The following is a 26701-nucleotide window of genomic DNA, read 5'->3' on the forward strand; positions in this document are numbered from 1 at the left end:
CATATTAACGGGTCAGACCGCCACCTGTGAGCGGTTGAGATGGTGAATCACTACCGTGAACGACTGCGTGGCAGGTTGTGCACTTGGTACCAAATGACATCTGAAAACCCTCTGTGCCATGTGGGTTTGCCGCAGTTGTTGTCGCATCCGACTCGTCATTTGCCTCATTTCCTAACCGCAACAAATGGAAATGGCCTTCATGGCATTGCAGACACAAAAATGGCTCATTCTGAACCAGCAGGTTGTTGGCAACTGAACCATGTGGATCGTGGCAGATCGTACAGTCGTCTTCAACCGGGGCATGACCGAATACAAATGGACCTTGATAGCGGGTGTGGCAGTCGAGGCACAGATCGTTGGTGCGTTCGTGGGTGGTTAACTCCCCATGGGGGTTGTGGCAGTCACCACAGCTCATCTTGCCCTCTTTGATCGGGTGATGAGATGGGAAGTTGGCTTTTGCCTGCATTTCCTGATGACAGGAGTAGCACAGCTCAGGATCTTCTTGCTTCAGGTTCGCTTTAAGGGGTTCTTCAGCGTGCATGCTGTGGCAGTCGGTACAGCTGAGGTCGGCTAATGCATGCTCACTGTGGGTCCAATCCATCAGACTGCCGTCCGTGTGACATTTGGCACAGATAGCGCCAACTTCTTCAGCGGCAAGCTCGGCTGGACGGAGAATCATATCGGTGTCTCCTTCACCATCAACGTGCAGGCTGCCGGGACCGTGGCAGGATTCGCAGCCTTTTTCTGCACCTAACATTTCAAAATCAGCCAGACGCCCGTGAACGTTGCGACTGAAATTTTCTGCCATATCATCATGGCATTCGAGACAGGTGTCCTGTCCCACGTAGCTGGCACCATCGACTTGCGGCATGCTAAGCATCTTCTCTCTGATTGCACCTGTCGCACATGCGGCCAAGAACATCACCAGGAGAAGGACACTCACCAGCCTGCCGGTTTTAATGCCGGTTGACTTGAATAACATGTTGCCTCCTTTAAAGTCTCAAAATGAGAGTTGAGCGGTTCAATCTTTTTTGCTCATTAATAACGTGCCCCACAGATAATATAAATCCTCCTTTCTTGCGGGGAAATATTCAACTTATTGAATATATGGTGTTTTTTTACACTGCATAGTACACCGCAAAAGAATTCAGTTGAAGTTAATCATTGTGATGGGTATATTGATTAGCCTAATAAGATAAGTTCCTGATATGTGGAACAATCTATCTATCTCCTTGTATTAGGAAAACTAATGGGCTCAGCCCTTGGTATTTAAATAATCATATGGATATACGATATCTTAAGACATTAGTGACGGTGGTTGAGGTGGGTAGCTTTTCCAAGGCGGCCCGAGCTTTACATTTGACCCAATCGGCGGTTTCCCAGCGGATCAAGTTTCTTGAAGAAGCCTATAATTATAGTCTTTTTGATCGATCCGCACCTTCTTTAACCCTGACATCTTCTGGAGAAATGGTTCTTGAGAGCGCCAAACAGATTCTCGGCATCCAAGATTCGTTGATGGAGAAGCTCAAGCGGATTAAAGACCGACCAAGGGTCTCTCTTTGTTGTACGCCAACGTTTGGAACGGTTTACCTCCCCGGAGTTCTGAACCGATTTATGTTGGAAAGTGGTTCCCCTGTTGATTTGAAGTTTCTTCTTCATAGCCCGGATCAAGCTCTTGAAGGGATTCAAAATAAGGAATTTGATCTCGCAATCGTCGAACATTGTGCGGGAGATAATCTCGGACGATTTCAGACCTATTCATTACCGCAGGATGAACTGGTGTTTGTCAGTTCTCCGAAATTAAATCTACCGACACCGAACCTGGATCTGGAAACATTATTGGATTTGTGTTTGTTTGCCCGTAAGGAAGGGTGCAGTTCGCGACAATTGATCACGCGAGGATTGCAAGAGCAGGGGCGGAGCCTGGATGATTTCTCCGGGGTGATCACATCCGATGATTTGAGGTTGACCTGTCAAACTGTTTTGTCCGGTGGTGGCATCTCTTTTATGTCAAGAAGTCTGGTTTGTGAATATTTGAAAACCGGACAAATGGTCGAACATTATGTCGAAGGTTTCCCCCATGCACGCTGCCGAACGGTCATTATTGAAAAGGGGCGAGAAAATGAACCCTTACTTCGATCTTTCGCCCGTTGCATATTCAAGGTTATGGATGTCCCTAGCCCGATTTAGGAATGGCGCAATTCAACTTAACGGCCATGTCGGTAGTAGCTGATCCCTTTCAACTCCTTAGATACTACGCTTTGTCGATCCTTTCCAGCTGCACAACCGTTTCAATGTGGGCTGTTTGTGGGAACATGTCGACGGGCTGCAGTTGCTTGATTTTGTAACCGTTTTCAGTCAACGTCTTCAAGTCGCGGGAGAGGCTGTCAGGGTCACAAGAGACATAAATGATCTGTTTGGGCTGTAACTTGTAGAGGGCCTCCAAAAGGTCATCAGAACACCCCTTGCGTGGTGGGTTGACGGTGATGAGGGTCGGGTTTCTCTGTTCGGATCGCTTTTGTAGCTCTTCAGCCGCATCTCCAGCAAAAAAATGACAGTTGTTGAGATTGTTCAGATGACTGTTTTCTGTTGCATTACGGACAGCACCGGCAAAATACTCAATCCCTTCGACTTGACCAGCATCTTTCGCCAGATGCAGGGCGATACCACCAATCCCGCAATAAAGATCAATCGCGGAGTCCTGCTTATTTAATTGGGCCCACTGCCGAACAAGAGCATAAATCCGCGCTGCTTGGGTGGTATTAATCTGGAAAAAGGCTTCGGGAGCGATGCGCAGGCGGATGTCACCGATCGTCTCAATCAAATCGGGGAGTCCTTGGAGTCGCATTGTTTGCTCTCCCAGGATGACATTCCCGCCAGAACTGTTGATATTCTGATGGACGCCGATAACCTCCGGGACTTTCCGCATCAACCATTTTGCCAGCTTTGGCAGCTGTTGCAGATCGCGGAAGTTGCTGACAAAGGTCACTAGCGCTTTGCCACTGTGGGGACTGACGCGAACCACCAGATAACGTAAGAGGCCGCGTTGGTGCCGGGAATTATAAACGGAGATGTTCTGTCGTTGAACCTCATCGCGAACGACGGCAGTAATCTTGTTAATCAGTGGGTGATGGACCGGACACTCAGGGCAATCGATCACCTCATGGCTGCCCCGTTTATATAGACCAATAAAAACTTTCTCCCGGTGACGAGAGAATGCAAGTTTGGCGCTGGCACGGTAACCAAATGGAGGATCAGAGGGGAATACTGCGGGGACATCGATGTCATCCAACAACCCCTGTTTTTGCAGTGCTGAGGTGACCCGTTGTTGTTTGAACAGCAGTTGATCGCTGTATTTCATGCTGATCAGTGGACACCCAAGACATTGATGTTCAACTTTACAAGCGACATTTGTGGTCCGTTGTTGAGCGTTGCGCAGGGTCCGGAGCAGCCGCGTGAAAATGTGGGTACGGCCAATATGTTCAACTTCTGCGATCACAGTTTCCCCTGGAAAGGCCCCTTGGACGACGGCAATTTTATTGTTATACGGAGCGAGGCCAATGCCATCGTGATCGAGTCTGTCAATTGTTAACTTCAGAGTTTCAGGCTGTTGTTTTTTGCTTGTTGAACGCTTTTGAGCCGGTTTTTTCATGCCGTGGTCCTTCATTTGATTGAGATTAGTTCCAAGGGCCGGCAGATTACCCTTAGTTCCCAGGTTCTGTCAATTTTTGCTGGTTGCCTGGTGCCGGTAACTTAGTTAAACTGCGCCACGAGAAATTGACTTGTTAAATTTAATCAGGAGTGAACCGTTGCGACATAGAACTCGTCAGCTTAAGCTTGGGCAACTTGCCATTGGTGGTGATGCACCGATCAGTGTGCAATCAATGTGTAACACCGATACTCGTAATGTGGCAGCAACCCTTGCCCAGATTGAAGCGTTGCAGGCGGCTAGATGTGAAATCATCCGTTGTGCGGTTCCGGATCAGGAAGCCGCCGAAGCTTTAGCTGCCATCAAGCAGGGCTGTCAAATACCGTTGATAGCCGATATCCATTTTGATTACAAGCTGGCATTGATGGCGGTCGCTAATGGCGTCGATGGCTTACGTCTGAACCCCGGCAATATCGGGGAACGATGGAAGGTCAAGGAGGTCGTCACGGCCTGTGCTGAACGTCAAGTACCGATTCGTATCGGGGTTAATGCTGGTTCGTTGGAGCGGGAATTATTGCAGAAATATGGCCATCCGACGGCTGAAGCGATGGTCGAGAGTGCGTTGAGGCATATCAGAATTCTCGAAGATCTGAACTATCAAAATATTAAAGTGAGCCTGAAGGCGTCTGATATCTCAAGAACAGTTGATGCGTATCGAGCTTTAGCGGCCCAGGTTGATTACCCCCTGCATATCGGAGTGACAGAGGCGGGGACAACCTGGAGTGGTACGATCAAGAGCGCTATTGGCCTAGGGTCTCTACTGTATGATGGGATTGGCGATACCTTGCGGGTTTCCCTCACCGGTGATCCTGTCGAAGAGGTACGGGTCGGTTGGGAAATTCTAAAAAGTCTGCGGTTGAGAGAAAAAGGGCCCATATTCGTCAGTTGTCCGACCTGTGGACGTTGCCAGATTAATCTCATTGCTATCGCTGAAGAGGTTGAGCAGCGGTTACACGACTTTCCACATCCCCTCACCATCGCTGTGATGGGATGTGTGGTCAACGGCCCGGGGGAGGCCCGAGAGGCCGATCTGGGGATTGCTGGGGGCTTAGGGCAGGGGATTCTCTTTCGTCACGGAGAAATTGTTCGCAAGGTGCCGCAGGCTGATTTGGCCGATGTTCTGGTTGAAGAAGCGTGGAAGTTAATTGACGATCAAGGTGAATATTGATCGTTAAACAAAGGATAAGGCGAATCTGGGGTTCTTAGTTTGGCCCAACGCTTTGACTTTTTCTCTAGAGTTGTTATTTCACGTAAGCACAATGACCATTGGTGGGGGGGGCTCATATGTCGGATGGGTACCCAGTTTATTTTCTTTTCGTACCTAATTTAAAAATATTGTGTTGATCGCCCCGTTTCTTAGTGCTGGGAGGGCAAAAGGTCAATAGAATGTTGCATCTTTTCTGCTGATAAAATGATTTTTGTCTGCTGGTGAGAGCTTGCTTTTCTGTATCAATCAGGTTAATTTTCAACACTTGATCATTTTACCCAATCACGCCCAATGAACAGGACCTTTTTATGCGTTATTCTCAGTATCTTTTGCCCACTTTGAAAGAAACCCCTGCCGAGGCTGAAGTCATAAGCCACCAATTAATGTTGCGGGCTGGCATGATCCGCAAGGTTGCAGCAGGTATTTATAGTTATTTGCCCTTTGGGTTGCGTTCTTTGCGCAAGATGGAGCAGATTATTCGTGAAGAGATGAACCGTGCCGGTGCGATTGAATGCTTGATGCCCATGGCGAACCCAGCGGAATTATGGCAGGAGTCGGGCCGCTGGGAGAAGTATGGCAAAGAACTGTTACGTTTCAAAGATCGCAAATCCGCTGATTTCTGCATGGGACCAACCCATGAAGAGGTTATCACTGATATTATCCGCAATACGGTGAACTCTTATAAGCAATTGCCCCTGAACCTCTATCAGATTCAAACGAAATTCCGGGATGAAATCCGTCCGCGCTTTGGTTTGATGCGGGGCCGAGAATTTATTATGAAAGATGCTTATTCTTTCGATCTGGAAGATTCTGGCGCTGATACGTCCTACCAGAAAATGTATCAAGCCTATCGAAATATTTTTAACCGTTGCGGACTTAAATATCGTTCTGTCGAAGCCGATAGCGGTGCTATTGGTGGGAACTTCTCACATGAATTTATGGTGCTGGCCGAATCGGGCGAAGATGGGATTGTCTCCTGCGATAGTTGTGAGTACGCTGCCAATGTAGAGAAGGCGGAACTGATTTATGCTGATTCAGTTCCCCCGGTTGCAACCCAGGAAGTCCAAAAGGTTGATACCCCTGGGCAAAAAACCATTGAAGATGTTGCGCGATTTTTGCAGGTCAACCCACAACAGATCGTGAAAACTCTGATTGTCCAAACCTCGAATGACGAGGTTCTGGCTGTGTTGCTGCGTGGTGATCGTGAGTTGAATCCGATTAAACTCGCTAATCTGCTTGGTGTTGACTGGGTTTTGATGGCCGAAGAAGAGGTTGTTCAGGAAGCTACGGGAGCACCGACTGGCTTTGCTGGACCTATTGGTTTGTCTATTCGGGTGGTTGCGGATGCTGAAGTTAAAACAATGGCTGACTTTGTGATTGGTGGTAATGCTGTTGATGTCCATGTTGTTGGTGCCAATCATGGCCGTGACTTCGAGGTCAGTCAGTTTGCTGATATCCGCCAAGCCGTCGCCGGTGATCCTTGCCCCCGCTGCAAAGAGGGTAAATTTGAGAGCTGGCGCGGGATTGAGGTCGGTCATATCTTTAAACTGGGTATCAGGTACTCTGAGGCTATGAATGCTACCGTTCTCGACGCCCAAGGGCAGGCCCAGCCGCTGGTCATGGGGTGTTATGGAATCGGTGTCGGCCGTACTGTGGCCGCAGCGATCGAGCAGAATCATGATGAAAATGGGATCATTCTGCCAATGCCGTTAGCACCGTTCCAAGTGCTGGTGACTCTCTTGAATCCGAAAGATGATCAAGTGCGTGAAGCGGCTGAAAAGCTCTATCAGCAACTGCTTGATCTGAATATTGAAGTTCTGTTGGATGATCGCGATGAACGTCCTGGGATTAAGTTTAAAGATGCTGATTTGATTGGTATCCCTCTGCGAGTGACCGTCGGTGCCAGAAGCTTGAAGGAGGGGAACGTTGAGCTGAAGGTCAGAGAAAGCGGTGCTGTGACGATGGTTTCTGTGGATGAGATCGTCGTGCAGTTACAGCAGCTGGTTGCTCAGGGGTTAGCATTTACACTGGAAAAGTAATGGCAGTTCCGAACCTCAAAATAGGTAGTGGCGGCACTATAAAATTACCGCCGGAAATTTATCGACCGTTGGGAGAGCAGCCGCTGACGGTTATCTCTGCTTCTTCAGCCCATCTGTTGCTCGGACGTCCGGACGCAGAAGGGCCGGTGATCATTTCAGGGATTCTGGAGGAAGGTGCGATTACCGACCTGCTCTCCTACTTCAATATGTTTCGCAAGACGGGCATCCTGAATATTCAGTTAGACGGCGGGATGAAATCTCTCTACTTTCAGCAGGGAGAGATTGTTTTTGCGACCAGCTCTTTTGCCAGCGAAGATTTGGGGGAAGTTTTATTTTCGCTAGGAAAGATTGAAAAAGATGCGTTACTGGAGTTGCGCTCACAGGTAAATCGACATAACTCTTTGGGTAAGTTACTTGTTGAACGTGGCATTGTTGCTCCCAAAGATCTCTGGTTGGCTGCACGCAGTCAGGTCGAATATATTATTTATACCCTCTTTTCTGCGAGTGCTGGTGGTTTCTATTTCCAGTCTATGCCGATTGAGCAAGAACAAATTCTCCGCCTGTCCATGAGCACTCAGAATATTATCATGGAGGGGTTGCGCAGGCTGGATGAAAAAGCGTTGTTTATGCGCAAAATTATTTCCCTGCAGCACTATCCGCAGGAAACAGGCAAGGAAGCTGCTGATCTCAGCCAGGCTGAAGCCAAATTAATGAATGCGGCTCAGAGTGGACAGCAAAATGCTCAAGATTTATTTCGTCAAATCGGGTTGCGTGAATTCGATGGGATGCGGATTCTGTTTGGTCTGATAGAGAGGCGACTGGTCAGAATGGAAGAGACCCCAACGACGGAGATTGAAGGGGTTCTTGGTCAGATCCTGGCAGCATATAATAGTTTGTTTAAGGTTATCTTTGTCCGGGTTCTTAAAGTGAGTCCGCAGTTTCCTCAGGAAGTTGCTCAATCCCTGCGGGATTTGCCACAACCTTACTCATTTGTGTTGAGAGATGTCGAATTGCAGGCTGATGGGACTCTGGATGGCCATCGGATTGTCGAGAATCTGGTTGGTCTTACCGAAGGGGATAAAAAGAAGTTACTGGCAGATTCGCTCTGTGAAGTCGCTTTTATGGAAACCATGGCTCTGCGACGGGAACTTGATGTTGAGCAAGCTAGACCATTGATTGCTCGGGTTCAGGAAGTAACAACTAAAATCCGCGAGATGATCGGGAGAAGTGAATGACGCACGAAGCTAAGGATCGGCTTATTTTTGCCCTGGACGTTGATGAGTTTGCTGCGGCTGAGGAGTGGGTTAAGACGCTGCACACTAATGTCGGTTTGTTTAAAATCGGAAAGCAGCTGTTTACCCGCTGTGGCCCCGAAGTCGTAAAGATGGTTCAGAAGCATGGTGGCCAGGTTTTTCTCGATTTGAAATATCATGATATCCCCAACACAGTCGCAAAGGCAGGGGTTGAAGCTTGTCGGCTTGGGGTTAAGATTTTTAATGTCCATGCTCTTGGTGGCGAAGAGATGATGCGGCGGACGGTTGCAGAAGTTGACGCATACTGTGCTAAGAGTGGTAGCGAAAGACCTCTGTTGTTGGCGGTGACAATTCTGACCTCATCGACTGCAGAAACGTTACGCGGGGTGGGGATTGATCGCCCCGTAGATGAGATGGTTGTGCGTTTGGCGCAGCTGGCCAAAACAGCTGGGTTTGATGGAGTCGTCGCTTCGCCGAAAGAAGCCGCTTTGATCAGGGCGGCTTGTGGTTCTGATTTTGCAATTGTCACCCCGGGGGTGCGCCCCTCTTTTGCCGCGCTGGATGATCAAAAAAGAGTTAGTACTCCAGCAGAGGCCATTGCCGCGGGAGCTACATCTCTGGTGATTGGCCGCCCCATCTCTGCTGCCAGGAACCCACTTGAGGCTGCCGGGAAAATTCTCCTTGAGATTGAGGCTGCATTGGCAACCTGATGGCTGATTATCTTTACGGAATCAATCCGATATATGAGGCGTTTCAGGGAGAAGGCCGTGAGCCTCTCGAGTTATTGGTTGTCGGTGGTGAACGCAATGATCGCCTCAATGATCTGGTCGCTCAAGCCCAGCAGCGAGGGCTACGAGTGAAGTTTTATGATCGCCGTGAGCTGGACAGACTGGCAGGACATAATAATCATCAAGGTGCTCTGCTGAAGCTCACTCCCTATCATTATTCTGACATTGATGCTCTTTTTCAGTGTTGGCGTGGTAGCGGCAAGCCGGCCTTTTTCCTCCTCCTTGACGGTGTGACCGATCCTCACAATTTTGGTGCAATTCTCCGGAGCGCGGAGGTGTCTGGATGTCATGGCGTCATTGTTGCCAAAGATCGATCCTGTCCGGTGACACCTGTCGTGGAAAAAACTGCAGCCGGCGCTCTTTCTCATCTGCCCCTCTGTCAGGTGACCAATCTGTCACGCACGATTGATGAATTGAAGAAAGCCGGTATCTGGTGTTATGGCTTGGCCGGTGATGAGGGGGCTCAAGATCTGTTCTCTGCCGATTTAAAAGGGGGCGTGGCGTTGGTGGTTGGCAGCGAAGGAAAGGGGTTGCGACTAAATGTCCGCAATCACTGTGATGGATTGTTGTCTATCCCTATGTTGGGACAAGTTAGTTCTTTGAATGCTTCAGTAGCCGCCGGCATTGCCTTATTTGAAGTGGTTCGCCAAAATCGTGGTGGATAACTGAGGCTGGCTTCTTCTCGGAAGGAAGATGGTTGGAAGATGAACTTGCTTAAAATAATTTTAGAACAAGAGGTGTATCCTGCACTTGGTTGTACTGAGCCAACAGCTGTAGCTTATGCAGCGAGCATTGCTGCGAGTAAGTTAGATCATCCCCTTGAGCATATTGCCATTAGTGTCGACCCTGGTGTCTATAAAAACGGTTTGGCGGTGACAGTTCCGAATACGGGCGGTGAGAAGGGTAATTTAATCGCCGGGGTTCTTGGCGCGTTGATTCGCCAACCTGAGCGGAAAATGCAAATCCTCGATGCTGGATCGCCCCAACTTGTTGAGCAGGCAAGAGCACTTATTTGCGCCAAAAAGGCGACGATTAGTTGTGATACGGCACAGAGCTGTTTGCATATTGAAGTTGTTGTTACGGATGGTGTTTCCACGGTAAAGTCGGTGCTGTCAGGCAATCATACAAATTTGGTTTGGTTGGAAAAAAATGGCGAAGTATTGATTAGCGCTGATCCAGCTCAAAAGGCATTGCAGCAATTTGATTATAAAAAAGTCCTTAAGGAAATGCGAATTGCAGATTTGGCTGATTTAGCAGCCCAAATTGATGACGATGATTATGCCTATCTTTTAGAGGGGGTTCGTTATAATCAGAAGATGGCGGATCAGGGGCTAGAGATTAAAAAAGTAGGCCATTATCTTGCTGATCTGAAGGCGAAAGGCTATCTTCAGGATGACGTTTTTTCTTCGAGCAAGATTTTAGCAGCAGCTGCCGCTGACGGGCGTATGGAAGGTCTTAATCTTCCGGTTATGTCAAGTGGTGGTAGTGGTAACCAGGGGATCGTGGCTATTCTTGTCCCCTATAATGTTGGTCTTTGGTTTAAGATTGAAGAACGAAAAATTGTTGAAAGTATTGCCTTATCTCATCTTGTGAATAGCTACATTAAATGCTATACAGGGAGCTTGTCGCCAATCTGTGGCTGTTCTATCGCAGCAGGCGTTGGAGCCGCTGTTGCCATTGTTTATCAGCAGGCAGGTCGAAACGTTGAGCAGATAACCTTGGCGGTCAACAACCTGATCAGTGATCTGGGCGGGATGTTGTGTGATGGTGCTAAAGGTGGGTGTGCCCTGAAAGTGGTCAGTTCGACCGACTCAGCAATACGTTCGGCCTATATGGCATTAAATGATCACGGAATTACCTCGATTGAGGGTTTTATTGGCCGGACAGCAGAAGAGACGATACAGAATTTAAGTCGTATTAGTGATGTTGGCATGGCTGCTGTGGATGCAACCATGATTCAAATTATGCAGGAAAAGAATAGTTAATTTTTCTCTTGCATTCCATCAACTCTTAAGATATAAATCCCGTCTTGTGCTGGCGTAGCTCAATTGGCAGAGCACCTCACTTGTAATGAGGATGTTGGGGGTTCAATTCCTCTCGCCAGCTCCAGTCGCTTTAATCGGGTTCGCCCGTTAGGAAAAATAGAAAATACCGGTTCCCCTGGAGGGGTTCCCGAGTGGCCAAAGGGATCAGACTGTAAATCTGACGTCGTAGACTTCGGAGGTTCGAATCCTCCCCCCTCCACCAATTTAGGCTTACCGGATAAAGCCCGGCTGCTGTACGCCAGGAGGCTGTAAGGCCGAAGGAACTGGGGCAGGGTCGTGTAGAGTCCTAAGAACATACATTTTGTGCGCTAGAGTTTGGGCGGGAGTAGCTCAGCTGGCTAGAGCATCAGCCTTCCAAGCTGAGGGTCGCGGGTTCGAATCCCGTTTCCCGCTCCATTTAGCTCTGCGCAAAAAAGGACGTTTGGCCCACATAGCTCAGTTGGTAGAGCGCATCCTTGGTAAGGATGAGGTCACCAGTTCAAATCTGGTTGTGGGCTCCATCTTTTTTTGAGGATGTTTGGCGTTAAAAGTGTATTTGAGATTATTATAGGTTCTGGTTGTTTTACACCAACAAACAATAAACGGTAGACGTTAAAGACAACAAAAGGGAGGTTTTATCATGTCCAAGGAAAAGTACGAAAGGACAAAGCCGCATGTTAACATCGGCACCATCGGTCACGTTGACCACGGCAAGACAACATTAACTGCCGCTATAACCAGTGTATTGGCTGCAAAGTCAGGGAGTGGCGAAGTTAAGGCATTTGATCAGATTGATAATGCCCCAGAAGAGCGTGAGCGTGGTATTACTATTGCAACCGCCCATGTTGAGTACGAGACAGACAATCGTCACTATGCCCACGTTGACTGCCCGGGTCATGCCGACTACGTTAAAAACATGATCACTGGAGCGGCTCAGATGGATGGAGCTATTCTGGTTGTTTCAGCTGCCGACGGTCCAATGCCTCAAACTCGTGAGCATATCCTTCTTGCTCGCCAGGTTGGTGTTCCCGCCATGGTTGTCTTCTTGAATAAAGCGGACATGGTTGATGACGAAGAGCTTCTGGAGCTCGTTGAGATGGAAATTCGCGAGTTGCTCTCCAGCTACGACTTCCCAGGTGATGATATTCCTGTGATTGCCGGTTCCGCCCTCGCTGCTCTTGAAGGTCGCGATGATGAAATCGGTAAAGACAAAGTCCTCGAGCTTATGGATGCTGTTGATAGTTATATCCCCGAGCCAGAGCGCGCTGTTGACCGCCCCTTCCTGATGCCAGTTGAAGATGTCTTCTCCATCTCTGGGCGTGGTACCGTTGCAACCGGACGTGTTGAACGTGGTGTCATCAAGGTACAGGAAGAAGTTGAGATTGTCGGCATGAAGCCCACCTTCAAGACCGTTGTTACTGGTGTTGAGATGTTCCGGAAGCTTCTGGATCAAGGTCAAGCAGGCGATAACTGCGGTATTTTGCTTCGTGGGATCAAGCGCGACGACATTGAGCGTGGACAAGTTCTCGCTAAGCCGGGAAGCATTACCCCGCATACTAAATTTAAGGCCGAAGCCTATATTCTGACCAAAGAAGAAGGTGGTCGTCATACACCATTCTTCAAGGGGTACCGTCCACAGTTCTACTTCCGGACCACCGATGTGACCGGTGTTGTAGAATTGCCTGAAGGTGTTGAGATGGTTATGCCTGGTGATAATATTGCGATGACCGCAGAATTGATCACTCCGATAGCTATGGATAAAGAACTGCGCTTTGCAATCCGTGAAGGTGGCCGTACCGTTGGCGCCGGAGTGGTCAGCGAAGTTATCGAGTAATACGAGGGAATAATTGATGTCTACTCAAAAGATTAGAATCCGCCTGAAAGCCTATGATCATAGTTTGCTGGACTTGGCTGTTGCAGAAATCGTTGATACTACGAAGCGAACTGGATCGCGTTTGGTTGGTCCAATTCCACTTCCTACTATCATCAACAAATACTGTGTGTTGCGTGGTCCTCATGTTGATAAGAAGAGCCGTGAACAATTTGAGGTTAGAACTCATAAACGGCTGCTTGATATTATGGAGCCGACACAACAGACTGTTGATGCTTTGATGAAGCTGGATCTTTCTGCGGGCGTTGATGTAGAGATCAAGCTTTAGGCGAACAATATAGCAATTTAAGGGCACGGTAATGACCAACGGATTATTAGGAAAAAAATTAGGCATGAGTCAGGTTTTTGCAGCTGACGGCCAGCGTATTCCAGTAACAGTGCTGGAAGTTGGCCCCTGCACAGTGCTGCAGAGAAAAACGACTGCTAGCGATGGATACGAAGCCGCTCAGTTAGGCTTTCAAGCTAAGGCGTCGCAACGGGTGAATAAGCCCGAGATGGGACACTTTAAGAATTCAGGCAAGGGCGCTTTTGCTTATGTTCGTGAGTTTAAGCTTACTGGCGATTGCTCTGTAGGTGATCAAGTGTGCTGTGATCTGTTTAGTCCTGGTGATAGGGTTGATATTACTGGTACAAGCAAAGGTAAAGGGTTTCAGGGGGTTATTAAACGCTGGGGCTTTTCGGGTGGTCGCGCAACACATGGGTCTATGTTTAAACGGCGGCCTGGTGCAATTGGACAATCTGCGTGGCCTGCTAAGGTTATTAAAGGTAAGAAAATGCCTGGTCAGTTGGGTAATGTTCGTGTAACGACACAGAATCTAATTGTAGTTGATGTTCGCCCTGAGCAAAATCTTGTCTTTGTGCGTGGTGCCGTTCCCGGGTCAAAGAATGGATTGATTGAAATCCGCAAAGGGATTAAAGCTTAGGCTCTACGGATTTAGGAGTAGGTAAATGGCAACTGTAACAATTTATAATCAGGATAATAAACAGGTTGGTGAGAGAGAACTCGCTGAGGCTGTTTTTAATACTGAAGTAAAAGAGTATCTTCTGCATGATATGGTTCGATATCAGCTGGCAGCAAGACGCCAAGGAACTGCGGCAACTAAAAACCGTAGCGCTGTTGCTGGTGGGGGCAAGAAGCCATATCGGCAAAAAGGGACGGGGAATGCCCGTCAAGGAACCACGCGTGCTCCACATTTCGTTGGTGGTGGTGCTGCGTTTGGTCCGTCACCGCGTTCATATGATTTTAAGCTTAACCGAAAAGTTAAGAAGGCTGCGTTGTGTAGTGCTCTTTCGGCCCGTTATCAAGCTGAGAAGCTTGTCGTTGTCGATAAACTTTCAATGGACAAAATCAGTACGAAGTCTTTTGCAGAACTTGTTAGCAGGTTCAAGCTTGATGGTGTGTTATTTATAATTGATCAAGCCAATTCTATGGTTGAACTTTCCGCAAGAAACCTGCATAATGTCAAGATTTTGCGAGCTGATGGTGCGAATGTCTACGATATTCTTAAATACCCACACCTTGTTCTGACTGATGCTGCTGTGACTGAGATTGAAGGAGCTTTGGAGAAATGAAACCCTTGCATGAAGTTATCCGCAGGCCGCTAATCTCTGAAAAAGCGAATGCATTGAAAGAGAGTTCTCGTATTGTCGCTTTTGAGGTTGGTAGAGATGCTAACAAGATTGAGATTAAACAAGCGGTTGAGAAAGCATTTGATGTAAAAGTCGAAGCTGTAAATACGATCCAGTTGCGAGGTAAAGTTAAGCGTGTTGGTGCTAATATGGGGCAACGCAACAATTGGAAAAAGGCATATGTGACTCTTGAAGAGGGTCAAAATATAGATTTTTATGGTGTGTAAGGCTGAGCGCTTTGCCGGTATGGAGTAGTTAACATGGGCATTAAGAAATATAATCCAACCTCAGATGGTCGGCGTCATATGACCTCTTCTACGTTTGAGGAGATCACTAAGGATAAGCCAGAAAAGTCTCTATTGGCTCCGCTGACACGTTCTGGTGGGCGCAACAATTCAGGTCGTATCACGAAGCGTCATACTGGCGGTGGACATAAGCGCCAGTATCGGGTGGTTGATTTTCGTCGTGATAAGCTTGAGGTTCCTGCTCGTGTTGCGGCAATCGAGTATGATCCTAACCGTAGTGCACGCATTGCATTGCTGTTTTACGCTGATGGGGAAAAACGTTATATCTTGGCTCCAAACGGTCTGCATGTCGGTGACAGTGTTATTGCGAGCGACTCAGCTGATATCCAGCCAGGCAATACGATGGCAATTCGTTCTATTCCCCTTGGCACTTGGGTTCATAATGTTGAACTGAAGGTTGGCAAAGGTGGGCAGTTGGCTCGGAGTGCGGGTGCTTATGCGATGATAGCTGCTAAAGAGGGGCGTTATGCTCAATTGCGCTTGCCTTCTGGTGAAGTTCGCCTAGTGATGCAGGAGTGCCGCGCTACTGTTGGCCAGGTTGGGAATCTCGATTTTGAAAAAATTAAGATTGGTAAGGCCGGTCGTAATCGCTGGTTAGGTAAAAGGCCTCAATCGCGTGGTGTTGCAATGAATCCCGTAGATCATCCGCATGGTGGTGGTGAAGGGAAGAGTTCTGGTGGGCGTCATCCTGTAACTCCGTGGGGTGTCCCTACGAAGGGCTATAAGACACGCACCAATCGACGTACCGATAAGTTTATTGTCCGTCGTAGGAATAAAAAGTAAACTAAGTCTTTAGGAGAAACTCGTGGCAAGATCAATAAAAAAAGGGCCATACATTCAAGATAGCCTGTTGCGTAATGTGAACCTTGAAGGGGAAGCAAGCCGTAATAAGGTTGTTAAGACTTGGTCTCGTCGTTCAACTATTATTCCTGAGTTTGTTGGTATGACTTTCGCTGTGCATAATGGCAAAAAATTCATCCCAGTTTTTGTCAGTGAAAATATGGTTGGTCATAAGTTAGGTGAATTTGCGCCGACCCGGACTTATTATGGGCACGGTAGCGATAAAAAGAGCAAAGTCAGATAAATCTTGTTTTCTGACAGGAGTACCAAGAGATGGAATCACAAGCCAAATTAAGGAATGTGCGGCTCTCGCCACGCAAGGCCAGACTCGTTGTTGATATGGTGCGCGGTAAGGGGATACAGGAGGCAATGAATATCTTGCAAGTTTCTCCTCAAAAAACCGCTCCAATATTGTCTAAACTGTTGAAGTCTGCTGTTGCTAATGCCGAGCAGGGTGGAGTTTCTGATGTCGACCAGCTGTTTGTAAAAACAGTGATGGTTGATCAAGGACCTGCGCTCAAGAGGTTTATGCCCCGCGCTCAGGGTCGTGCCAGTCGAATTCGTAAGCCAACCAGCCACATTACTGTGGTACTGGACGTTAAGTAAGTCGAGGAGGTGTCCCTTTGGGCCAGAAAGTTCATCCGATAGGTTTTCGTCTCGGAATTAACCGGACATGGGAGTCTCGCTGGTATGCGGATTCTGATTACGCTGAAAAATTACATGCAGATTTAAAGCTGCGTAATTTTATTAAAAAGCGTCTTTATCATGCCGGAATTTCTAAAATTGAACTGGAACGTGCTGCAAATAAAGTTAAAATAAATATTTATGCTGCACGTCCAGGAATAATCATTGGTAAAAAAGGTTCTGAGGTTGAGGTCTTAAAAAAAGATCTAGCTAAGATCACCGATGATGAGTGTTTCATCAATATTCAGGAGGTTCGTAAGCCTGAGGTCGACGCTCAGTTGGTTGCAGAGAATGTCGTTTTGCAGCTTGAGCGGCGGGTCGCATTTCGTCGTGCGATGAAACGCAGCGTGAGTATGGCTCTTAAGTTTGGTGCAAAAGGCATAAAAATTAATTGTGCTGGTCGTCTTGGCGGTGCCGAGATGAGTCGTACTGAATGGTATCGTGAGGGGCGTGTTCCTTTGCATACATTACGTGCTGATATTGACTATGGGTTTGCAGAGGCTATGACAACCTATGGAATTATTGGTGTCAAGGTGCTGATCTTTAAGGGTGAGGTACTAGGGAAAGAGAAAGTCCAGCCAGCTGGCTGATCAGGAGTAGTTTGTCATGTTAATGCCTAAAAAAGTTAAGCGTAGAAAGCAGTTTACTGGGCGGATGACCGGTCAGGCATCGCGTGGTACAGATGTCAATTTTGGCGATTATGGCTTGCAAGCCTTAGAATGTACTTGGCTTACCGCTCGTCAAATTGAAGCGGCACGTCGCGCAATGACTCGTTATATTAAGCGGGGTGGAAAAATCTGGATTCGTTCTTTTCCGCATAAGCCATTAACCAGTAAGCCTGCTGAAACTCGTATGGGTAAAGGTAAGGGGTCACCAGAGAAATGGGTTGCCGTTGTTAAGCCTGGTCATATCATGTATGAAATGCAGGGTGTGACAGAGGAGATAGCACGTGAAGCCTTCCGTCTTGGTGCTAGCAAGCTTCCAATAAAAACAAGATTTGTTAAGAGAGAGGTTGGCGATGAAAGTTGATGAAATCAAAGATCTCAGTGTTGAAGAATTGCAAGTTAAGACGCAAGAGCTGCAGCAGGAACTTTTTAATCTGAGATTTCAGTTGCATACTGGTCATCTGGAGAATTCAGCAAGGGTTTCTCAAGTTCGTAAGGATGTTGCCCGGGCCAAAACTATACTTTCAGGCAAGCTGAATGCTTAGTGTGTGTGAGGAAAAATGAGCGAAGAACGAGGTAGCAGAAGGACCCGTGTCGGTATTGTTGTCAGTGACAAGATGGACAAGACGGTAGTTGTTCGAGTTGACGATCTGGTCAAGCACAGCGTCTATAAGAAATTCATCAAGCGTAAAGTCAGTTGTAAGGCTCATGATGAGTTGAATGACTGTTCGATTGGTGACAAAGTTCTTATTGTCGAGTCCAGACCATTGTCAAAAGGTAAACGCTGGCGCGTACGACAGGTTTTGGAAAAAGCCGTTACCGCGTAGGAGAGTTAGTATGATTCAAATGCAAACCATGCTTAGCGTGGCAGATAACTCGGGTGCAAAAAAACTCTGTTGTATTAAAGTCCCGGGTGGTTCTAAGCGCAAGTACGCCGGTATCGGCGATATCATTATTTGTAGCGTTAAGGAAGCATTGCCAAACTCTAAAGTTAAAAAAGGTGATGTTGTACGTGCGGTGATTGTTCGTACGGCCAAAGAAGTGCCTAGAACCGACGGATCTTTTGTTCGTTTTGATGGCAATTCAGCGGTGGTTGTTGGTACAGGTAATGAGCCACTGGGAACGCGTATCTTTGGTCCGGTTGCCAGAGAGTTGCGGGCTAAGCACTTCATGAAAATTGTTTCGCTAGCTCCTGAAGTTTTATAATTTTAGAGTGTTGGAGTATCAAGACGATGTCTATTGAAAAAACACATGTCAAGAAAAATGACATGGTAGAAATTATTGCCGGTAAAGAACGCGGTAAAACTGGAAAGGTTTTACGTGTTTTACCTGGTAAGGGACGCGTTGTTGTTGAAAGCCTAAACGTTATTAAGCGCCATACTCGACCTAATCAATTAAATCCTGAGGGTGGGATTGTTGAGAAGGAAGCGCCATTGAGTATATCTAACGTTATGCTGATTTGTGGTTCTTGTAATCAAGCAACTCGTACAGGTGTGCGTATGCTTGAAGATGGCAGCAAAACTCGTTATTGTAAAAAATGTAACGAGAGTGTCGATAAATAAACGGAGAGTTTGATGGCCAGGTTAAAGCAGGCATACATTCAAGAGCAGGTACCTGCTCTGATGAAGGAATTCCAGTACAAGACAGTTATGGAAGTTCCTCGTATTGAGAAAATTGTGCTTAATATGGGGCTTGGGGAAGCTATCCAGAACCCTAAACTTCTTGAATCTGCGGTTGATGAATTAGCGCGTATCAGCGGACAGAAGCCAGTTATTACCAAGTCAAAAAAAGCTATTGCAGGCTTTAAGTTGCGCGAAGATATGTCGATTGGTGCGTGTGTCACCTTAAGGCAGGATCGAGCTTGGGAATTCCTCGACCGTTTGGTCAATGTGGCTTTGCCTCGCGTCCGAGATTTCAAAGGTATTTCTGCCAAGGCTTTTGATGGTCGAGGTAACTATACTTTGGGAATTAGAGAGCAGTTGATATTCCCAGAAATTGATCTTGATAAGATTGCACAAGTGTCTGGGTTAAACGTTACTATTGTAACAACGGCTAAAACTGATGAGGAAGGTCGCGCATTGTTGACTGGACTCGGCATGCCGTTTAGAAAATAAAGCTGAAGAGCGGAGGATATTGTGGCGAAGAAATCGATGATTGCCAAAACAAAACGGCCTAATAAGTTTGCGGTTCGTAAATACAATCGCTGCCCGATATGTGGCCGTCCGCGCGCTTATTATCGTAAGTTTGATATGTGCAGAATATGTCTGCGGAAACTGGCATCCGAAGGTAAACTTCCTGGTGTTGTCAAGTCCAGCTGGTAACAGCAAGAAGGAGATTCATCCATGTCTATGACAGATCCGATGGCAGATTTGCTAACCCGCATTCGTAATGCTGGAATGGCGGGACACGCAAAACTAGATTTGCCTTCGAGTAATGCTAAGGTCGCTGTTGCGACAGTTTTAAAGGAACTCGGTTACGTTAAAAACGTAAAAGTTATCAGTGATAATAAGCAGGGTGTCCTGCGGATTTATCTGAAATACGATGATAACCAAGAACCGATCATCCATGAAATTAAGCGTATTTCTACTCCAGGTCGACGAGTTTATGTTAGCAAGGATGATATACCACGGGTAAAGAACGGCCTTGGTGCTTCGATTTTGTCGACATCTAAAGGGGTTCTTGATGATGTTTCTGCTCGCCAAGCTCAAGTAGGTGGCGAAGTTGTATGTACCGTTTGGTAATAGCAGAGCAAGGAGCTTCAAAAAATGTCACGTATCGGTAAATTACCAGTTGTAATCCCTGCGGGTGTGAAGATTTCACTCAACGGCAACCAGATGGTCGTCACTGGCCCTAAGGGTTCATTGACTCAAGAATTGCATGAGAGAATGACCGTCGCAGTTGAAACTGATCAGATTAATGTTACCAGACCCTCTGATAGTAAGCAGGACTCTGCTCTACATGGATTAACCAGGGCACTGATAAATAATATGGTTGTAGGTGTAACTGTTGGTTTTAAGAAAGATTTAGAAATTAATGGTGTCGGTTATCGTGCCGAAATCAGCGGTAAGGTTTTAACTTTGTCACTTGGGTATTCTCATCCAGTCGTTTATGAGCTTCCTGAGGGTATAAGTGTTGAAATTGATAAGCAGACCAAGCTTTCAGTTATTGGCATTGATAAGCAACTTGTCGGTTCTACCGCAGCTAAAATACGTTCATATCGCAAACCTGAACCCTACAAAGGTAAAGGAATTAAATATGCTGATGAACATATTTTGCGTAAGGCTGGGAAAACCGGTAAGTAAGTAAAATTTCAGCAAGGAGCATAATTGTGGATGTTTCCCAAAAGAGGCGTGCATCAAGATTAAAACGCCAGGCACGGGTTAGAAAAAAGATTAGAGGAACAACTGAAAGTCCAAGGCTTTCTGTCTTTCGGAGTGCAAAGCATATCTATGCTCAGATTATTGAAGATGTAACTGGTACGACTTTAGTTGCGGCTTCAACTCTTAGTAAGGATATTGATTTGAGCAATGGTGGAAACTTACTAGCAGCAAAAGCTGTAGGAACCGAGATTGCCAAAAAAGCTCTTGATCAGAATATCACTAATGTCGTTTTCGACCGTAACGGCTTCCTGTACCAAGGCCGCATTCAAGCAGTTGCTGATGCTGCCAGGGAAGCGGGTCTGAAGCTCTAGAGGAGAATGTTTGTGCTGCACATTGATCCCAATGAATTAGAATTGACCGACCGAGTCATTCATATTAACCGTAACTCTAAAGTTGTCAAAGGTGGACGGCGTTTTAGTTTTTCTGCCCTTGTTATAGTTGGCGATGGCAGCGGACATGTAGGCTACGGTCTGGGTAAGGCTAAAGAGGTTCCTGAAGCTATCCGTAAGGGCGTTGAGCAAGCAAAGAAAAGCTTGATCAAAGTACCTATTCAGGACGGCAGAACTATCCCATACGATGTTATCGGTAAGTTTGGTGCTGGTAGAGTCCTCTTGAAACCAGCTTCTGCCGGTACAGGTGTTATTGCCGGTGGTGCTGTTCGTCCCATTTTAGAAGCAGTTGGGATTGGTAATATCTTGACCAAGTGTCTGGGTTCTAATAATCCACACAATGTTGTCAAGGCAACAATGAATGCTCTCAAAATGCTTAAAAGCCCTGAAGAAATCAATGCTCGTAGAGGGATAGTTTAGGGTTAAGAGTTTTTGGATTTAGGAGAACGATAATGGCGACGGAAGTAAGGGTCACCCTCAAGAAAAGTCCGATTGGTCGTAAGGCTTATTTTGCTAAAGTGCTTAAAGGTCTAGGCTTAACACGTCTCCAGAAGACGGTCACCTTGCAGGATACTCCGGAAATTCGTGGTATGCTTCGTAAGGTTGAGCATATGGTTGCGATTGAAGACTGACAACACGCAGAGGACAGTAAGATGGATTTAAGTAATTTAAAGCCGGCCTCAGGGTCGACAAAAAATAGAAAGCGTATTGGACGTGGTCCTGGTTCGGGAACTGGTAAGACTTCCGGAAAGGGGCATAAGGGTCAGAATGCTCGTAGTGGTGGCGGTGTTAAGCCTGGTTTTGAAGGTGGGCAAATGCCTCTGCAACGAAGAATTCCGAAGCGTGGATTTGTTTCTAGAAATAGAAAAATTTATAATCTAGTCAATTTGCGTGATCTTGAGAATTTCGACTCAGGAACTGTCGTTGATCTTGAGTTGTACGGTAAGTCTGGTCTCGTTGTCGGCCTTAAGGATGGGATTAAGATCCTTGCTGATGGTGAGTTAACAAAGTCTTTGACCGTTTATGCACATAAATTCAGTAAATCTGCTACTGCCAAGATTGAAGCTGCTGGTGGCAAGGTTGAGGTTCTTTAGACTATGTCTACGCTGCAGAATATTTTAGCTATCCCTGAGCTGCGGCGGAGGATTCTCTTCACCTTGGCTATGCTGGCAGTCTATCGGGTTGGGTGTCACGTTCCGACTCCTGGAATAGATGCGCACGTTCTGGCTAAATTTTTTGAAGGAACTGAAGGCACTCTACTTGGTCTTGTGAGTTCTTTTACTGGTGGTGCATTACAGCAAATGGCGGTATTTGCCTTGGGTATAATGCCGTACATCAGTGCGTCGATAATTTTACAACTTTTAACGGTGGTTTTTGAGCCGATTGAGAAGTTATCCAAAGACGGTGAACAGGGCCGGAAGAAGATTACCGAATATACACGCTATGGGACCATCGTTCTGGCTGTTATTCAAGGTGCTGGGATAGCTGTCGGTTTGCAGTCGATGTTGGGACCTGCCGGTGAGCCAGTTGTGCCTAATCCTGGAATCGGCTTTATCCTGATGACAGTGATTACGTTGACGGCTGGTACTGCTTTTATTATGTGGCTTGGTGAGCAGATCACAGAGCGCGGCATTGGTAATGGTATTTCATTGATCATCTTTGCTGGCATTGTTGCTGGAATGCCTGCGGCAATTGTTAACTCAATCCGTTTAGTGCAAACCGGTGCTATGACACCGACGATTGTGGTCTTTATTTTGGCTCTGATGTTAGTGACTGTTGGAGCGATTGTTTTTATGGAACGGGCTCAACGCCGCGTACCGATTCACTATGCTAAACGTGTCGTTGGTATGCGCAATATGGGTGGACAAGCAAGTCATTTGCCGCTGAAAATTAATATGAGTGGTGTTATTCCCCCGATCTTTGCTAGTTCAATCATGATGTTCCCTGCAACTATTGCAAATTTTATTGATGCCCCATGGGTTAGGACTATGTCGACTTATCTGTCGCCATCGCATTGGGTCTATAACGTTTTTTATATTGCTTTTATTGTTTTCTTTTGCTACTTCTACACGGCTATAACGTTTAACCCTGTCAATGTGGCTGATAATATAAAAAATCAGGGTGGGTTTGTCCCTGGTATCCGTCCGGGTAAAGAAACTGCGGATTATCTAGACATGGTTTTAAGCCGTTTGACATTTGTAGGTGCTATTTATATATCGGTAGTTTGTGTGTTGCCAACACTTTTGATCAGTCAATTGAATACACCATTTTTCTTTGGTGGCACTTCTCTACTGATTGTTGTGGGTGTCGGTATGGACACTGCCTCGCAAATTGAAGCCCATCTGATCTCACGGTCATATGAGGGCTTTATGAAGGGCGTTACTCTTAAGGGTCGTCACGGTTAGGATTGTTTTTCAATGAAAATTGTTTTACTTGGACCCCCGGGTGCTGGAAAAGGTACGCAAGCAGCGATGCTTGTAAAGCGTTTTGGTATACCTCAGATTTCTACTGGTGACATGTTGCGTTTGGCTGTCTCCGAAAAATCTCCGATGGGGATCAAAGCAAAAGAATATATGGACGCAGGTGATTTAGTCCCTGATGAGGTTGTTATTGGGATTGTGCGCGAGCGTTTACAAGCAGATGATTGTGCTGCAGGTTTTATACTTGATGGTTTTCCGCGCACACTGCAACAAGCAGATGCGTTAAAGCAAGTCCTTGCTGATCTTGATAAACAGCTTGATGCTGTTGTTTCTTTGCAGGTTGAGGTTGAGGCCTTGGTAGCACGTTTGACCGGCAGACGTTCATGTGTCGAATGTGGAAAAGGTTTTCATCTGCAATACGATCCACCAGCTGCTGATGGGAGTTGTACTGAGTGCGGAGGTAAGTTGATTCAGCGCGATGATGATTGCGAAGCGACTATCCGCAACCGGATGCAAGTTTATCAACAGCAGACGGCACCGCTTGAGGATTATTATTCCAAGCAGGGGTTACTGACCGTCGTTGATGGTATGGCTGATATTTCAACTGTACAAAGCGAGATTGTCGCTGCTCTCAGTGGTTCCTGAAATCATTGATTTGTGCGGTTGTGCAGGGTAGTCATGTTTGATTTTACCCTAATATGATTATTGTTCATAACTGATGTATCAGTGGACTTAGCAATAACAGAAAATGGCTCTGAGATAACAACTTGTCTCTGGGATATATGTCTATAAGGTAGGTCTATCACTGTTGGTAGATGAATTTGATAGGAAAAGGGTCTCACAATGAAGGTTAGAGCTTCGGTTAAGAAGATCTGTGATAAATGCAAGGTTATTAAACGAAAAGGTGTTATCAGGATCATTTGCGAGAATCCGAAACACAAGCAAAGGCAGGGATAACGCCCTAGGAGGAAAAATTGGCACGTATTGCTGGAGTCGATTTACCGCGTAATAAACGCATTGAAGTGGCCATGACCTATATCTATGGGATCGGGCGTACTACATCCAAAAATATACTTTCACAGGCTGGTGTTGACTGCAATGCCCGAACTGATGATTTGACTGAATCTGAACTTCTTAAGATTCGTGAGTTGATTGATAAAGATTGCCATGTGGAAGGTGATTTGCGTCGGGAACTCTCTATGAATATTAAGCGTTTAATGGATCTTGGCTGTTACCGTGGTTTAAGACATCGTAAAGGTTTACCTGTGCGCGGTCAAAATACCAAAAATAATTCACGGACTCGTAAGGGGCCGAAGAAGACTGTTGCCGGTAAGAAGAAATAAAGCGGAGTTATCATGGCTAAATCAGGTAAAAAAGTCGTTCGTAAAAAAGTTGAGAAGAAGAACATTGCCAGGGGCGTTGTTCACATTCAATCTACTTTTAATAATACCATCGTCACAATTTGTGATCCGATGGGTAATGTCGTTGCTTGGTCAACCTCTGGAGCTAAAGGTTTCAAGGGGTCTCGTAAAAGCACACCATTTGCAGCACAAATTGCAGCTGAGGATGCAGCAACAAAGGCGATGGAACATGGGATGCGTTCAGTTGAAGCCTATGTAAAAGGTCCTGGCAGTGGTCGTGAATCAGCTCTGCGTGCACTTTCACTCGCAGGTTTGACAGTGACCATGATTAAAGACGTCACCCCAATTCCGCATAATGGTTGTCGTCCACCTAAGCGTCGTCGCGTATAAGCATCGAGGAGGAAGAAGTTGTCTAGATACTCTGGTCCAGTCTGCCGTCAATGCAGAAGAGAAAATACCAAGCTGTTTCTGAAAGGGGACAGATGTTATACCGATAAGTGCGCTTTGGAACGTCGTAATTACGCTCCTGGTCAGCATGGTCAACGTCGTACCAAGGTTTCAGATTATGGAACTCAATTGCGCGAAAAGCAAAAGGTAAAACGTACTTATGGTTTGCAGGAAAAACAGTTTAGACTGTATTTTGCTAAAGCAGATCGTATGAAAGGCGTTACCGGTGAGAACCTGTTGATCCTTTTGGAGCGTCGGCTTGATAGTGCTATTTATCGCCTTGGCTTCTCGGCATCACGTGCTCAAGCAAGAACTTTGGTGCGTCATGGTCACTTCCAAGTGAATGGTCAAAAGGTTAATATTCCTTCATACCTGGTTCGTCCAAATGATGTTGTCACTTTACGTGAGAAAAGTCGTGAAGTTGTATGCATTAATGAATCTTTGGATAGTGTCATGCGTCGTGGTTTGCCTTCTTGGGTTGAGCTTGAGCGAGACACTTTCAAGGGGACCATTAAGACGTTACCTGTTAGAAGTGAATTAACTAACCCAGAGTTCCAAGAGCAACTGATAGTTGAACTTTATTCTAAGTAATTGATCATCTCATCAGGATCTCTTGAGAGGGAGTAAGAATATATGTACAAAAACTGGAGAGATTTGATCAAGCCGATGCGTTTGGAGGCGACAGAATTAACCAATAATTATGGTAAATTTGTTGCTGAACCGTTCGAGCGTGGTTTTGGTACAACCCTTGGTAATTCTTTGCGTCGCATCCTCCTGTCTTCACTTCAGGGTGCTGCGATTACATCTGTTCGTATTAAGAATGTTCAGCACGAATTTTCAAGTGTTGTTGGTGTCACTGAAGATGTCACTGACATTATTCTGAACCTGAAGGGTGTTAAAGTGCGTTTGCATGACGGTCATGATGACCGTAATATCAGGATCGTTCAAAAAGGTGCTGGTATTGTTAGGGCAGGTGATATTATCACCGATCAAAACGTTGAGATATTGAACCCTGACCATCACATTGCTACCTGTGGGGACGAAACAGATCTAGAAATAGATATGACCGTTGCTATGGGTAAGGGATACGTTTTTGCTGAAAAAAACCGTGATGATAATGCGCCAGTAGGAACGATTCCTATTGATGCTATTTTTTCACCAATTACTAAGGTGAACTATACGGTTTCCAATGCACGTGTTGAGCAAATTACTGATTATGACAAGCTGACGCTTGAAGTTTCAACTGATGGTAGCGTTAAGCCCGAAGATGCAATCGCTTATGCAGCAAAGATTTATAAAGAGCAGTTGCAGATATTCATTAATTTTGATGAAACTGAAGAACCGGTTGTTGAAGAAGAAAGTAACGAAAAGCATAAAATTAACGAAAACCTTTACCGATCTGTTGAAGAGTTGGAGTTGTCGGTTCGAAGTGCTAACTGTCTAAAGAATGCTCAGATTAATCTTATTGGTGAGCTGGTTCAAAAGTCTGAAGCTGAAATGTTGAAAACTCAGAACTTCGGTAGGAAATCTCTTAACGAAATAAAAGATATTCTTGCTGAAATGGGCTTGGGGCTTGGAGTAAAGTTAGACAATTTTCCAGATCCTGATTATTTGAAGTTGATTCAAAAGGGTCATGACGACGAATAGTCTCCCTTAGATTGGTTTTTAGA

Annotated in this window: 38 protein-coding genes and 4 tRNA genes; 40 read left to right on the forward strand and 2 right to left on the reverse strand. The window is 46.2% G+C overall.

Going from position 1 to position 26701, the window contains the following annotated elements:
• Window positions 1–4: 4 nt before the first annotated feature.
• Window positions 5–982, reverse strand: coding sequence for a GSU2203 family decaheme c-type cytochrome (locus tag BLU87_RS02825; RefSeq protein ID WP_092344484.1), 978 nt, complete (start codon window positions 980–982; stop codon window positions 5–7).
• Window positions 983–1281: 299 nt separating this feature from the next.
• On the opposite strand from BLU87_RS02825, the gene BLU87_RS02830 reads away from it, so the two are divergent.
• Window positions 1282–2190: a LysR family transcriptional regulator gene (locus BLU87_RS02830; protein WP_092344486.1), complete on the forward strand. Its 909-nt coding sequence runs from the start codon at window positions 1282–1284 to the stop codon at window positions 2188–2190.
• Window positions 2191–2254: 64 nt separating this feature from the next.
• On the opposite strand, the gene rlmD is transcribed toward BLU87_RS02830, so the two are convergent.
• Window positions 2255–3652: a 23S rRNA (uracil(1939)-C(5))-methyltransferase RlmD gene (gene rlmD / locus BLU87_RS02835; protein ID WP_092344488.1), complete on the reverse strand. Its 1398-nt coding sequence runs from the start codon at window positions 3650–3652 to the stop codon at window positions 2255–2257.
• 157 nt (window positions 3653–3809) lie between these two features.
• Here rlmD and ispG point away from each other — a divergent pair, with 157 nt between their 5' ends.
• The 39 genes from ispG to BLU87_RS03030 all read left to right on the forward strand — a co-directional run bounded on the left by ispG (window position 3810) and on the right by BLU87_RS03030 (window position 26678).
• Window positions 3810–4877, forward strand: coding sequence for a flavodoxin-dependent (E)-4-hydroxy-3-methylbut-2-enyl-diphosphate synthase (gene ispG / locus BLU87_RS02840; protein WP_092344490.1), 1068 nt, complete (start codon window positions 3810–3812; stop codon window positions 4875–4877).
• 347 nt (window positions 4878–5224) lie between these two features.
• Window positions 5225–6955, forward strand: coding sequence for a proline--tRNA ligase (locus BLU87_RS02845; protein ID WP_092344492.1), 1731 nt, complete (start codon window positions 5225–5227; stop codon window positions 6953–6955).
• Window positions 6955–8190, forward strand: a complete 1236-nt coding sequence (locus BLU87_RS02850) for a DUF4388 domain-containing protein (protein ID WP_092344494.1) — start codon at window positions 6955–6957, stop codon at window positions 8188–8190. Before BLU87_RS02845 ends, BLU87_RS02850 begins: the two co-directional genes overlap by 1 nt.
• Window positions 8187–8918 (forward strand): orotidine-5'-phosphate decarboxylase, encoded by a 732-nt coding sequence (pyrF, locus tag BLU87_RS02855; RefSeq protein ID WP_092344496.1) that lies wholly within the window; start codon window positions 8187–8189, stop codon window positions 8916–8918. Before BLU87_RS02850 ends, pyrF begins: the two co-directional genes overlap by 4 nt.
• Window positions 8918–9661 (forward strand): 23S rRNA (guanosine(2251)-2'-O)-methyltransferase RlmB, encoded by a 744-nt coding sequence (gene rlmB, locus BLU87_RS02860; RefSeq protein WP_175498248.1) that lies wholly within the window; start codon window positions 8918–8920, stop codon window positions 9659–9661. The genes pyrF and rlmB overlap by 1 nt, the downstream gene beginning before the upstream one ends.
• A 39-nt stretch (window positions 9662–9700) precedes the next feature.
• Window positions 9701–10981 (forward strand): L-cysteine desulfidase family protein, encoded by a 1281-nt coding sequence (locus BLU87_RS02865; protein ID WP_092344500.1) that lies wholly within the window; start codon window positions 9701–9703, stop codon window positions 10979–10981.
• A gap of 48 nt (window positions 10982–11029) precedes the next feature.
• Window positions 11030–11105: transfer RNA gene (locus tag BLU87_RS02870), tRNA-Thr, on the forward strand.
• Window positions 11106–11158: 53 nt separating this feature from the next.
• Window positions 11159–11243, forward strand: a tRNA-Tyr gene (locus BLU87_RS02875).
• 117 nt (window positions 11244–11360) lie between these two features.
• A tRNA-Gly gene (locus BLU87_RS02880) sits at window positions 11361–11437 on the forward strand.
• Between the two features lie 28 nt (window positions 11438–11465).
• Window positions 11466–11541 (forward strand) — tRNA-Thr (locus BLU87_RS02885).
• A 119-nt stretch (window positions 11542–11660) separates the two neighbouring features.
• The gene (gene tuf / locus BLU87_RS02890; protein ID WP_092344502.1) at window positions 11661–12854 is read left to right on the forward strand and encodes an elongation factor Tu; all 1194 of its coding nucleotides are present in this window, start codon (window positions 11661–11663) and stop codon (window positions 12852–12854) included.
• A 16-nt stretch (window positions 12855–12870) separates the two neighbouring features.
• Window positions 12871–13179 carry a 30S ribosomal protein S10 gene (gene rpsJ, locus BLU87_RS02895; RefSeq protein WP_092344504.1) on the forward strand — a complete coding sequence of 103 codons (309 nt, stop codon included), beginning with the start codon at window positions 12871–12873 and terminating at the stop codon, window positions 13177–13179.
• Window positions 13180–13210: 31 nt separating this feature from the next.
• Window positions 13211–13834 carry a 50S ribosomal protein L3 gene (gene rplC / locus BLU87_RS02900; protein ID WP_092344506.1) on the forward strand — a complete coding sequence of 208 codons (624 nt, stop codon included), beginning with the start codon at window positions 13211–13213 and terminating at the stop codon, window positions 13832–13834.
• Between the two features lie 25 nt (window positions 13835–13859).
• The gene (gene rplD / locus BLU87_RS02905) at window positions 13860–14483 is read left to right on the forward strand and encodes a 50S ribosomal protein L4 (RefSeq protein ID WP_092344508.1); all 624 of its coding nucleotides are present in this window, start codon (window positions 13860–13862) and stop codon (window positions 14481–14483) included.
• Entirely contained in the window at window positions 14480–14767 is a 288-nt protein-coding gene (locus tag BLU87_RS02910; protein WP_092344510.1) for a 50S ribosomal protein L23, read from the forward strand. Before rplD ends, BLU87_RS02910 begins: the two co-directional genes overlap by 4 nt.
• Before the next feature lie 33 nt (window positions 14768–14800).
• A complete protein-coding gene (rplB, locus tag BLU87_RS02915) occupies window positions 14801–15628 on the forward strand; it encodes a 50S ribosomal protein L2 (RefSeq protein ID WP_092344512.1) in 828 nt (275 codons plus the stop codon).
• A 22-nt stretch (window positions 15629–15650) separates the two neighbouring features.
• Window positions 15651–15929, forward strand: coding sequence for a 30S ribosomal protein S19 (rpsS, locus tag BLU87_RS02920; protein ID WP_092344514.1), 279 nt, complete (start codon window positions 15651–15653; stop codon window positions 15927–15929).
• Between the two features lie 29 nt (window positions 15930–15958).
• Entirely contained in the window at window positions 15959–16291 is a 333-nt protein-coding gene (gene rplV, locus BLU87_RS02925) for a 50S ribosomal protein L22 (protein ID WP_092344516.1), read from the forward strand.
• A gap of 17 nt (window positions 16292–16308) precedes the next feature.
• Window positions 16309–16959, forward strand: a complete 651-nt coding sequence (gene rpsC / locus BLU87_RS02930; RefSeq protein ID WP_092344518.1) for a 30S ribosomal protein S3 — start codon at window positions 16309–16311, stop codon at window positions 16957–16959.
• Between the two features lie 16 nt (window positions 16960–16975).
• A complete protein-coding gene (gene rplP / locus BLU87_RS02935) occupies window positions 16976–17398 on the forward strand; it encodes a 50S ribosomal protein L16 (protein ID WP_092344520.1) in 423 nt (140 codons plus the stop codon).
• Window positions 17388–17579, forward strand: coding sequence for a 50S ribosomal protein L29 (rpmC, locus tag BLU87_RS02940; protein WP_092344522.1), 192 nt, complete (start codon window positions 17388–17390; stop codon window positions 17577–17579). Before rplP ends, rpmC begins: the two co-directional genes overlap by 11 nt.
• A 15-nt stretch (window positions 17580–17594) precedes the next feature.
• Entirely contained in the window at window positions 17595–17861 is a 267-nt protein-coding gene (gene rpsQ, locus BLU87_RS02945; RefSeq protein ID WP_092344524.1) for a 30S ribosomal protein S17, read from the forward strand.
• A 10-nt stretch (window positions 17862–17871) separates the two neighbouring features.
• Window positions 17872–18240, forward strand: a complete 369-nt coding sequence (rplN, locus tag BLU87_RS02950) for a 50S ribosomal protein L14 (RefSeq protein ID WP_092344526.1) — start codon at window positions 17872–17874, stop codon at window positions 18238–18240.
• A 26-nt stretch (window positions 18241–18266) separates the two neighbouring features.
• Window positions 18267–18596 carry a 50S ribosomal protein L24 gene (gene rplX, locus BLU87_RS02955; RefSeq protein WP_092344528.1) on the forward strand — a complete coding sequence of 110 codons (330 nt, stop codon included), beginning with the start codon at window positions 18267–18269 and terminating at the stop codon, window positions 18594–18596.
• A 12-nt stretch (window positions 18597–18608) separates the two neighbouring features.
• Window positions 18609–19148 (forward strand): 50S ribosomal protein L5, encoded by a 540-nt coding sequence (gene rplE, locus BLU87_RS02960; protein ID WP_092344530.1) that lies wholly within the window; start codon window positions 18609–18611, stop codon window positions 19146–19148.
• A gap of 21 nt (window positions 19149–19169) precedes the next feature.
• Window positions 19170–19355: a type Z 30S ribosomal protein S14 gene (locus tag BLU87_RS02965; RefSeq protein WP_092344532.1), complete on the forward strand. Its 186-nt coding sequence runs from the start codon at window positions 19170–19172 to the stop codon at window positions 19353–19355.
• A gap of 21 nt (window positions 19356–19376) precedes the next feature.
• On the forward strand, window positions 19377–19775 hold the full coding sequence (gene rpsH / locus BLU87_RS02970; protein WP_092344534.1) for a 30S ribosomal protein S8: 399 nt from the start codon (window positions 19377–19379) through the stop codon (window positions 19773–19775).
• Between the two features lie 24 nt (window positions 19776–19799).
• Window positions 19800–20336 carry a 50S ribosomal protein L6 gene (gene rplF / locus BLU87_RS02975; protein WP_092344536.1) on the forward strand — a complete coding sequence of 179 codons (537 nt, stop codon included), beginning with the start codon at window positions 19800–19802 and terminating at the stop codon, window positions 20334–20336.
• A 26-nt stretch (window positions 20337–20362) separates the two neighbouring features.
• A complete protein-coding gene (gene rplR / locus BLU87_RS02980) occupies window positions 20363–20725 on the forward strand; it encodes a 50S ribosomal protein L18 (RefSeq protein WP_092344538.1) in 363 nt (120 codons plus the stop codon).
• A 12-nt stretch (window positions 20726–20737) separates the two neighbouring features.
• A complete protein-coding gene (rpsE, locus tag BLU87_RS02985) occupies window positions 20738–21223 on the forward strand; it encodes a 30S ribosomal protein S5 (RefSeq protein ID WP_092344643.1) in 486 nt (161 codons plus the stop codon).
• Between the two features lie 32 nt (window positions 21224–21255).
• Window positions 21256–21435, forward strand: coding sequence for a 50S ribosomal protein L30 (gene rpmD, locus BLU87_RS02990; protein ID WP_092344540.1), 180 nt, complete (start codon window positions 21256–21258; stop codon window positions 21433–21435).
• A gap of 21 nt (window positions 21436–21456) precedes the next feature.
• Entirely contained in the window at window positions 21457–21897 is a 441-nt protein-coding gene (rplO, locus tag BLU87_RS02995; RefSeq protein WP_092344542.1) for a 50S ribosomal protein L15, read from the forward strand.
• A gap of 3 nt (window positions 21898–21900) precedes the next feature.
• Window positions 21901–23208, forward strand: coding sequence for a preprotein translocase subunit SecY (secY, locus tag BLU87_RS03000; protein ID WP_092344544.1), 1308 nt, complete (start codon window positions 21901–21903; stop codon window positions 23206–23208).
• A gap of 12 nt (window positions 23209–23220) precedes the next feature.
• Window positions 23221–23868: an adenylate kinase gene (locus BLU87_RS03005; RefSeq protein ID WP_092344546.1), complete on the forward strand. Its 648-nt coding sequence runs from the start codon at window positions 23221–23223 to the stop codon at window positions 23866–23868.
• Window positions 23869–24066: 198 nt separating this feature from the next.
• Window positions 24067–24180 (forward strand): 50S ribosomal protein L36, encoded by a 114-nt coding sequence (rpmJ, locus tag BLU87_RS03010; protein WP_029911095.1) that lies wholly within the window; start codon window positions 24067–24069, stop codon window positions 24178–24180.
• Window positions 24181–24197: 17 nt separating this feature from the next.
• Entirely contained in the window at window positions 24198–24566 is a 369-nt protein-coding gene (gene rpsM, locus BLU87_RS03015) for a 30S ribosomal protein S13 (protein WP_092344548.1), read from the forward strand.
• Between the two features lie 12 nt (window positions 24567–24578).
• Complete coding sequence (gene rpsK / locus BLU87_RS03020; RefSeq protein ID WP_092344550.1) at window positions 24579–24974, forward strand: 30S ribosomal protein S11; 396 nt, start codon at window positions 24579–24581, stop codon at window positions 24972–24974.
• Window positions 24975–24992: 18 nt separating this feature from the next.
• Window positions 24993–25622, forward strand: a complete 630-nt coding sequence (gene rpsD, locus BLU87_RS03025; protein WP_092344552.1) for a 30S ribosomal protein S4 — start codon at window positions 24993–24995, stop codon at window positions 25620–25622.
• Window positions 25623–25664: 42 nt separating this feature from the next.
• The gene (locus BLU87_RS03030) at window positions 25665–26678 is read left to right on the forward strand and encodes a DNA-directed RNA polymerase subunit alpha (protein ID WP_092344554.1); all 1014 of its coding nucleotides are present in this window, start codon (window positions 25665–25667) and stop codon (window positions 26676–26678) included.
• Window positions 26679–26701 lie beyond the last annotated feature (23 nt).

Source organism: Desulfuromusa kysingii (genome assembly GCF_900107645.1).
In the GTDB taxonomy this organism is placed as follows: Bacteria; Desulfobacterota; Desulfuromonadia; order Desulfuromonadales; family Geopsychrobacteraceae; genus Desulfuromusa; species Desulfuromusa kysingii.